Annotated in this window: 7 protein-coding genes; 4 read left to right on the top strand and 3 right to left on the bottom strand. The window is 72.1% G+C overall.

Annotated elements, in window-relative coordinates; all coding sequences use genetic code 11:
- The first annotated feature begins 180 nt into the window (after positions 1–180).
- The gene (locus ACFVH5_RS43025; protein ID WP_385839136.1) at positions 181–1,605 is read left to right on the top strand and encodes a trehalose-6-phosphate synthase; all 1,425 of its coding nucleotides are present in this window, start codon (positions 181–183) and stop codon (positions 1,603–1,605) included.
- A 143-nt stretch (positions 1,606–1,748) separates the two neighbouring features.
- On the opposite strand, the gene otsB is transcribed toward ACFVH5_RS43025, so the two are convergent.
- From otsB to ACFVH5_RS43010, 3 genes are all read right to left on the bottom strand, one after another.
- Positions 1,749–2,609, bottom strand: coding sequence for a trehalose-phosphatase (gene otsB / locus ACFVH5_RS43020; RefSeq protein WP_385839135.1), 861 nt, complete (start codon positions 2,607–2,609; stop codon positions 1,749–1,751).
- 29 nt (positions 2,610–2,638) lie between these two features.
- Positions 2,639–2,884 (bottom strand): DUF3263 domain-containing protein, encoded by a 246-nt coding sequence (locus ACFVH5_RS43015; protein ID WP_385839134.1) that lies wholly within the window; start codon positions 2,882–2,884, stop codon positions 2,639–2,641.
- A 152-nt stretch (positions 2,885–3,036) separates the two neighbouring features.
- Positions 3,037–4,281, bottom strand: a complete 1,245-nt coding sequence (locus ACFVH5_RS43010; protein ID WP_385839138.1) for an extracellular solute-binding protein — start codon at positions 4,279–4,281, stop codon at positions 3,037–3,039.
- 203 nt (positions 4,282–4,484) lie between these two features.
- On the opposite strand from ACFVH5_RS43010, the gene ACFVH5_RS43005 reads away from it, so the two are divergent.
- The 3 genes from ACFVH5_RS43005 (at position 4,485) to ACFVH5_RS42995 (ending at position 7,643) form a co-directional block, all read left to right on the top strand.
- A complete protein-coding gene (locus ACFVH5_RS43005; RefSeq protein WP_385839133.1) occupies positions 4,485–5,426 on the top strand; it encodes an ROK family protein in 942 nt (313 codons plus the stop codon).
- Positions 5,423–6,595 (top strand): N-acetylglucosamine-6-phosphate deacetylase, encoded by a 1,173-nt coding sequence (gene nagA, locus ACFVH5_RS43000; protein ID WP_385839132.1) that lies wholly within the window; start codon positions 5,423–5,425, stop codon positions 6,593–6,595. Before ACFVH5_RS43005 ends, nagA begins: the two co-directional genes overlap by 4 nt.
- Positions 6,596–6,713: 118 nt before the next feature.
- Positions 6,714–7,643 (top strand): 1-phosphofructokinase family hexose kinase, encoded by a 930-nt coding sequence (locus ACFVH5_RS42995; protein WP_385839131.1) that lies wholly within the window; start codon positions 6,714–6,716, stop codon positions 7,641–7,643.
- Positions 7,644–7,714: the final 71 nt, after the last annotated feature.

Raw genomic sequence — 7,714 nt, 5'->3', positions numbered from 1 at the left:
CCTGATGGGGGCGCGGGGAACGGCGCAGTCTTGTCGCTTTTAGGGGCGCGGGGAACTGCGCAGTCTTTTGGTTTTTGGGGGCGCGGGGAACTGCGCGGCACGCCCCCACCCACCCACGGTCTCCCCTCCGCGGCCAGTGGGAACGTTTGAGCGGATAGCGCTGCGGCTAGATTTCGAGTCATGGCTCCCACCCACGGCACACACCCCGTCCTCGTCGCGTCCAACCGCGGCCCGGTCTCGTACACGAAGGACGAGTCCGGCGAGCTCACCGCCAAGCGCGGCGGAGGCGGACTCGTGTCGGGCCTCTCCGCCATCGGCCCCGACGCCGGCGCCCTGTGGGTCTGCTCGGCCCTCGGCGAAGGCGACCGCGAGGCCGTCCGGCGCGGCGTGGGCGAGGACGGCGTCCGGATGCTCGACATCGACGCCGACACCCACGCGGCCGCGTACAACGGCATCGCGAACTCCGCGCTGTGGTTCGTCCACCACATGCTCTACCAGACCCCCCTGGAACCCGTCTTCGACGCGGAGTTCCGGCGTCAGTGGGCGGCCTACGAGACGTACAACCAGGCCTTCGCCGAGGCACTGGCCGAGGAGGCGGCGGACGGCGCCGCGGTCCTCGTACAGGACTACCACCTGACGCTCGTGCCGCGGATGCTCCGCGAGCTCCGTCCCGATCTGCGGATCGGGCACTTCTCGCACACCCCGTGGGCCCCGCCGGACTACTTCCGGCTCCTCCCGGACGACATCGCGGCGAAGGTCCTCGACGGCATCCTCGGCGCCGACCGGGCCGCGTTCCTCACCCGGCGGTGGGCGGACGCGTTCACGGAGTGCTGCCGGGCCGTGCTGGGGGACGACTTCGACCCGGACACGCAGATCGGCGTGCACGGGCTCGGCGCCGACGCGAACTTCCTGCGCGAGCGCTCGCACCGCGCGGACGTCGACGAGCGGATGGCCGCGCTGCGCGAGCAGATCGGCACCGCGCCCGACGGCAGCGCCCGCAGGACCATCGTCCGGGTGGACCGGACCGAACTGTCCAAGAACATCGTGCGCGGCCTGCTGGCGTACCGGCAGCTGCTGGACGACCGGCCCGAGTGGCGCGAGCGGGTGGTGCACGTGGCGTTCGCGTACCCGTCGCGGCAGGACCTGGCGGTGTACCGCGACTACACGGCCGAGGTGCAGCGGGTCGCCGACGAGATCAACTCCGTGTACGGGACGGCGGACTGGACGCCGGTCGTGCTGCACGTGAAGGACGACTTCGCGCGCTCGCTCGCGGCGTACCGGCTGGCCGACGTGGCCCTCGTGAACCCCATCCGCGACGGCATGAACCTCGTCGCGAAGGAGGTGCCTGTCGTGTCCGACGACGGGTGCGTGCTGGTGCTGTCGCGGGAGGCGGGGGCGTACGAGGAGTTGGGCGAGGACGCGGTTGTCGTGAACCCGTACGACGTCTCGTCCACCGCGGATGCGTTGCACGAGGCGTTGACGGTGCCTCTTGCCGAGCGGGCCGAGCGGACCAAGCGGTTGGCTGTTGCCGCCACCGCGTTGCCTCCGGCGCAGTGGTTTCTCGACCAGTTGCACGCGCTGCGCTCCGCGGGGGCGGTTGGCTGACGCCGGGTCGTGGTGAGCTGCGGGTTCGGTGGGGGCTGGTCGCGCAGTTCCCCGCGCCCCTTGGGGGCTGCGCCCCCTGAAAGACAAAAGACTGCGCCGTTCCCCGCGCCTCTCAAGGGCTGCGCCCTTTGGGGGCTGCGCCCCTAGCGGGGCGGTGCCAAGTGGGTGGCCAGGGCCGTGAGCAGTCGGGTGACGCCCTCCGGGCCGTCCACCACCAGGTCTGCGCGGTCGGTCAGTTCCGTCACCTCGTTGCTGCCGCTGCAGATCAGGAGGCCCGGGATGCCGTCGGAGCGGAGTTTTTCCACGGCGGCGAAGGCCGGCAGGTCGCCGAGGTCGTCGCCGACGTACATGACGGACTCGGCGCCGACCTCGCGCACGTACTCGCCTAGGGCGACGCCCTTGTCCATGCCCGCCGGACGCAACTCCAGGACCAGCCGCCCCGGTTCGACGATCAGGCCGTGCTTCTGGGCCAGCCGGGCCAGCGGTTCGCGCAGTGCCTCGAAGGCGGCCTGCGGGTCCTGGGCCCGGCGGGTGTGGACCGCGACGGCCCTGCCCTTCTCCTCGATCCAGCTGCCCTGCCAGGCGCCGATGCCGTCGAGGAAGCCGGGCAGTTCGGCGCGGGCGGCGGCGACGCCGGGGTGCGGCGCGGGGGCCCGGACCGTACCGGTGACCGCGTCCCAGCGCTCCGCCCCGTAGTGGCCGAGCACGACGAGGTGGTCCAGGCCAGGGACCCCGGCGAAGCCGCCGTACCGCACGGCGACCGACGCCGGCCTGCCGGTGACGACGGCCACCGACGCCACCTTCGGGGCCAGCGCCGCCAGGGCCGGTACGGCGTCCGGGTGGGCGCGGGCCTGTTCGGGGTCGGGGACGATCGGCGCGAGCGTGCCGTCGAAGTCGAAGGCGAGGACAGCCTTGTGGGGCCGCGCGAGGATGGCGGCGAGGCCGTCTCGGCCCGCCGTGGTCACGGGGCTCGGCGGCGACGATGGGTCGGGGTGACTGGCCATGCTGCGACCCTATCCGCCGAGGTGGCGTCTCATGCCTCGCGCTCGCTTCTGCGTACCTCGCGGACGCGCCGCAGGCGGTTGACCGTCACCGGGTCGTACGCGAGGGCCCGCTCCGCGTCCAGCAGGGCGTTCAGCAACTGGTAGTAGCGAACCGGGGCCATCCCCAGCTCCTCCCGAACAGCCCGCTCCTTGGCCCCGGGCGACTCCCACCCCCGCCCCTCCAACGCAAGCACATCCCGCTCCTGCGCGGTCAGCCCTTCATCACCCATGCCCATACCGACAAGCTAACCGCTGCCCCACCCCTCCGGGGGCACGGGCAACGGCGCAGTCTTTTGTCTTTCAGGGGGCGCAGCCCCCAAGGGGCGCGGGGAACGGCGCGACCAGCCCCCACCGGGCCCGCACCCACCCATCCCCGCACCCGACGGAGTCAGCCCGCGTTCTGGGCGGCGGAAGCAGCCCGCTGCAACTGCCCCAGCACGGCCCCCGGATCCCCCTCCGGACTCACCGCCTCACCGATCCGCTGCTTGATGTCCGCGCTGACCGCGGACCAGGACGTCTGCCCCACGGGATACAGCTCGGCGTTGGGCAGCTCACCGAGGAAGTCGACGAGGTCGGCGTCGTCCTTGTCGAGGGCCATCGCCTCGGACGCGGACGTCGTCACGGGCAGCAGGTCGTACTCGTGGGAGAACTCAAGGACGTTCTCGTCGCTGTACACGTAGTCGAGGAATTCCCCGATCTGCTGCGCGTGCCCGTTCTTCTTGAACGCCATCATCCAGTCGGCGACACCCATCGTGGCCTTGGAACGCCCCTTGGCGCCGGGCATGGGCACCATGCCGAACTTCACGCCCTTCGCCGCGGCGGCCTGCATCAGCGTCGGGTGGCCGTTGAGCATGCCGACCTCGCCGCGCGTGAACGCCGCGAAGGCGTCCGCGCGGTTGAGCTTCGCGGGCGCGACGGGCCCGGTGAGGCCCTTGTCGACGAGCTCCTCCTTGAGCCAGGTGAAGGTGTCGATGTTCTGCGGGGAGTCGAGGCTGTAGGAACCGACCGTGTCGGTGTACCCGTCGCCGCCGCTGAGCAGCCACATCAGGGTCTCGGCCTGCGCCTCCTCCGGCCCCAGCGGCAGCGCGTACGGGTACTTCACGCCCTTGGCCTTGAGGGCCGCCGCGTCGGAGGCGAGGTCGCTCCAGCTCTCCGGCGGGGTGAGGCCGGCGTCGGCGAAGAGGGTCTTGTTGTAGAAGAGCAGCCGGGTGGAGGAGGCGAACGGCATGCCGTACTGCGTCCGGTTTATCTCCCCCGCCGCGGACAGCTGCGACACGAAGTCGGCCTGGGTGTCTATGGAGAGCACGTCGCCCGCGCGGTAGAGCTCCCCCGCGTCGGCGTAGTCGGCGTACGCGCCGACCTGCGCCAGGTCGGGCGGGGTGCCCGCGTCGACCATGGCCTTGACCTTGGCGTCCACGTCGTTCCAGGAGTAGACGCTGACCTGGATGTCGACGCCGGCGTGCTTCGCCTCATAGGCCTGGGTCAGTTCGTCCCAGTACTTCTGTGAGCTGTTCGCCTTGGAGTCGCCGTAGTCGGCCGCCACGAGTTTCAGTGTGACGTCCCCGGACCCGGCGGAACTTCCGCAGCCTCCGAGGGCCGCGGTCACACCCAGTGCGGACGCCACCGCGATCAGACTTGTCACTCGCCGCTGCACTACAGCCGTCCCCAACCCTGTTCGTCCGATGAGCGCACCCGGGCGTCCGCGTGCCCAAGTGCCCGCGTATCACACCGATTCGCTCATGCGATCCCAAACTTTCGAATCGCAATTTTCGCTCTAAGGTCTACACCACGTGAGTGGACTAGACCTCTCACGGGGTAAGGGGCGACACTGTACGTGTGAGACACGTCATCGCCCTGGATGTGGGCGGCACCGGAATGAAGGCCGCCCTCGTGGGGGCGGACGGCGAGCTGCTGCACCGGGCCCGCCGCTCGACGGGCCGGGAGCGCGGCCCGGACTCGGTCGTCGAGTCGATCCTCGCCTTCGCCGCCGAGCTGCGCGCGCACGGCGAGGAGCACCTCGGCGAGCCTGCGGCGGCGGCGGGCGTCGCCGTCCCCGGCATCGTGGACGCCGACCGCGGCATCGCCGCCTACGCGGCCAACCTCGGCTGGCGCGACGTACCGCTGCGCAAGCTCCTCAGCGAACGGTTGTACGGGGCACCGGTCGCCCTCGGCCACGACGTACGCACCGGTGGCCTCGCCGAGGGCCGGATCGGCGCCGGCCGGGGAGCGGACCGCTTCCTGTTCGTCCCGCTGGGCACGGGCATCGCCGGCGCGATCGGTATCGACGGCCGGGTGGAGGCGGGCGCGCACGGTTTCGCGGGCGAGATCGGCCATGTCGTCGTACGCCCCGGGGGCGCCCCCTGTCCGTGCGGGCAGCACGGCTGTCTGGAGCGGTACGCGTCGGCCGCCGCGGTCAGCGAGGCATGGGCCGAGGCCTCCGGCGACCGGGACGCGGACGCGGCGGACTGCGCGAAGGCCGTCGACTCCGGCGACCCCCGCGCGCGGGCGGTCTGGCAGGACGCGGTGGACGCGCTCGCCGACGGACTCGTCACCGCGCTCACTCTGCTGGACCCGCGCATCCTGATCATCGGTGGCGGTCTCGCCGAGGCGGGGGAAACCTTGTTCACACCACTGCGGGCCGCGGTCGAGCGGCGCGTCACCTTCCAGAAACTGCCGTCCATCGTCCCCGCGGCACTCGGAGACACGGCCGGCTGCCTCGGCGCGGGCCTCCTCGCCTGGGACCTGCTGGCCACCACTTCGGAGGTATCCGCCCGATGACCACTGAGCGCATGTCTCCGACCGGCCCGCACCCGACGATCCTCACCGGTGCGACCGTGGTTCTCCCCACCGGCAGCGTGCCCGACGGCCGCGTGATCATCGACGGCACCCGCATCGCCGGGAGCGCTCCCGAGGGCACCCCCACGGTGGACCTGCGCAACCACTACGTGGTCCCCGGCTTCGTGGACATGCACAACCACGGCGGCGGCGGAGCCTCCTTCACCTCGGGCACGGTCGAGGAGATCCTCAAGGGCATCCGCACCCACCGCGCGCACGGCACGACGACCCTCGTCGCCTCCACGGTCACCGGCGACATGGACGGTCTGGCCCAGCGCGCGGGACTGCTCTCCGAACTGGCCGAGCAGGGCGACATCGCGGGCGTCCACTTCGAGGGCCCGTTCATCTCCCCGTGCCGCAAGGGAGCGCACTCCGAGAAGCTGCTGCGCGACCCCGACCCGTCGGAGGTCCGCAAGCTGATCGACGCGGCGCGCGGCCAGGCCCGTATGGTCACCCTCGCCACCGAACTGCCGGGCGGCATCGACTCCGTACGCCTGCTCGTCGAGCACGGTGTCATCGCGGCGATCGGGCACACGGACGCCACGTACGAACAGACGGTGGAGGCCATCGACGCGGGTGCGACCGTGGCGACGCACCTGTTCAACGCGATGCCCGTGCTCGGCCACCGCACCCCGGGCCCGATCGCGGCCCTGCTGGAGGACGAGCGGATCACCGTCGAGCTGATCAACGACGGCGTCCATCTCCACCCGGCCTCCCTGCAGTTGGCGTTCCATCACGCGGGCGGCGGGCGGGTGGCGTTCATCACCGACGCGATGGACGCGGCGGGCTTCGGCGACGGCCGTTACATGCTCGGCCCGCTGGAGGTCGAGGTCGCGGACGGCGTGGCACGGCTGGTGGAGGGCGGCTCGATCGCGGGCTCCACGCTCACCCTGGACCGGGCCTTCAAGCGCGCGGTGACCGTGGACCGGCTGCCCGTCGAGGACGTCGTCGCGGCCATCTCCGCCAATCCGGCACGGCAGTTGGGCCTGTACGACCGGGTGGGTTCGCTGGAGCCGGGCAAGGACGCCGACCTGGTGGTCCTGGACTCCGCTTTCGAGGTCAAGGGTGTGATGCGCCGGGGCGCATGGCTGGTCGAACCTCAGACCGCCTGAGCCGGGGGCTGGGCCGACCGCCGTTGCCTTTGGCATGATCGGACTTTCGGACGAGCACACCCGTGGCACCCGCGCGCACACCAGGCGAGCGCGTCCACATCGAGGGAGGCAGGCCCAGGTGATTCTCACGGTCACGCTGAACACCGCTCTCGACATCACGTACCGCGTACGGGAGTTGCGGCCCCACACGTCCCACCGGGTCGACGAGATGACCGAACGGCCCGGCGGGAAGGGCCTGAACGTGGCCCGGGTGCTCGCGGCCCTCGGCCACGACGTGACCGTGACGGGCTTCGTGGGCGGCGTCACCGGGCGGGCCCTGCGGGCCGGGCTCGCGCGGACACCGGATGTCGTCGACGCGCTGGTCCCGGTGAGCGGCCCGACCCGCCGCACGATCGCGGTGGCCGACACGACGACCGGTGACACGACTCAGCTCAACGAACCGGGCCCGGAGATCACCCCAGCCGAGTGGGCCGACTTCCAGGAGACGTACGAGGTTCTGCTGCGGTCCTGCTCCGCGGTGGCCCTGTGCGGCAGCCTGCCGCCCGGGGTGCCGGTCGGTGCGTACGCCCAACTCGTGCGCACCGCTCGGGCGTTGGCGGTTCCGGTGCTGCTCGACACCAGCGGGGAGCCGTTGCGGCGGGGCATCGCGGCCCGCCCCGACGTCGTCAAGCCGAACGCGGACGAACTGGCCGAGCTGACCGGTTCGCACGACCCGTCGCAGGCCACGCGTGACGCGCGCCGGCGCGGGGCGCACGCGGTGGTGGCGTCCCTCGGCGCGGAGGGGCTGCTGGCCCGCACACCCGAGGGCGACTGGCGCGCGGCCCCGCCCCGGCCGGTCCGCGGCAATCCGACGGGCGCCGGGGACTCCGCGGTCGCGGGCCTGCTGTCGGGCCTGGTGGAGAAACTGCCGTGGCCGGACCGCCTGGCACGGGCGGTCGCGCTGTCCGCGGCGACGGTACTGGCCCCGGTGGCCGGGGAGTTCGACCGCGCGGCTTACGAGGAGCTGCTGGCCCGCATATCCGTGACGAGCCAGACGACCGCGGCGTAGCGCTCCGCGCGGGTCGTTCATCGTGTGCCGGCCGGTGGGGGCTGATCGCGCCGTTCCCCGCGCCCCTGATG

Source organism: Streptomyces sp. NPDC127119, from assembly GCF_042677425.1.
Classification (GTDB): domain Bacteria; phylum Actinomycetota; class Actinomycetes; order Streptomycetales; family Streptomycetaceae; genus Streptomyces.
Note: the sequence above shows the minus strand (reverse complement) of the source record. Positions and strands in the feature narration are given on the sequence as shown.

Excerpts from the sequence above, each read along its gene's own strand:
- ACFVH5_RS43025 (WP_385839136.1), top strand. The coding sequence starts at position 181 with ATGGCTCCCACCCACGGCACACACCCCGTCCTCGTCGCGTCCAACCGC.
- otsB (WP_385839135.1), bottom strand. The coding sequence starts at position 2,609 with ATGGCCAGTCACCCCGACCCATCGTCGCCGCCGAGCCCCGTGACCACG.
- ACFVH5_RS43015 (WP_385839134.1), bottom strand. The coding sequence starts at position 2,884 with ATGGGCATGGGTGATGAAGGGCTGACCGCGCAGGAGCGGGATGTGCTT.
- nagA (WP_385839132.1), top strand. The coding sequence starts at position 5,423 with ATGACCACTGAGCGCATGTCTCCGACCGGCCCGCACCCGACGATCCTC.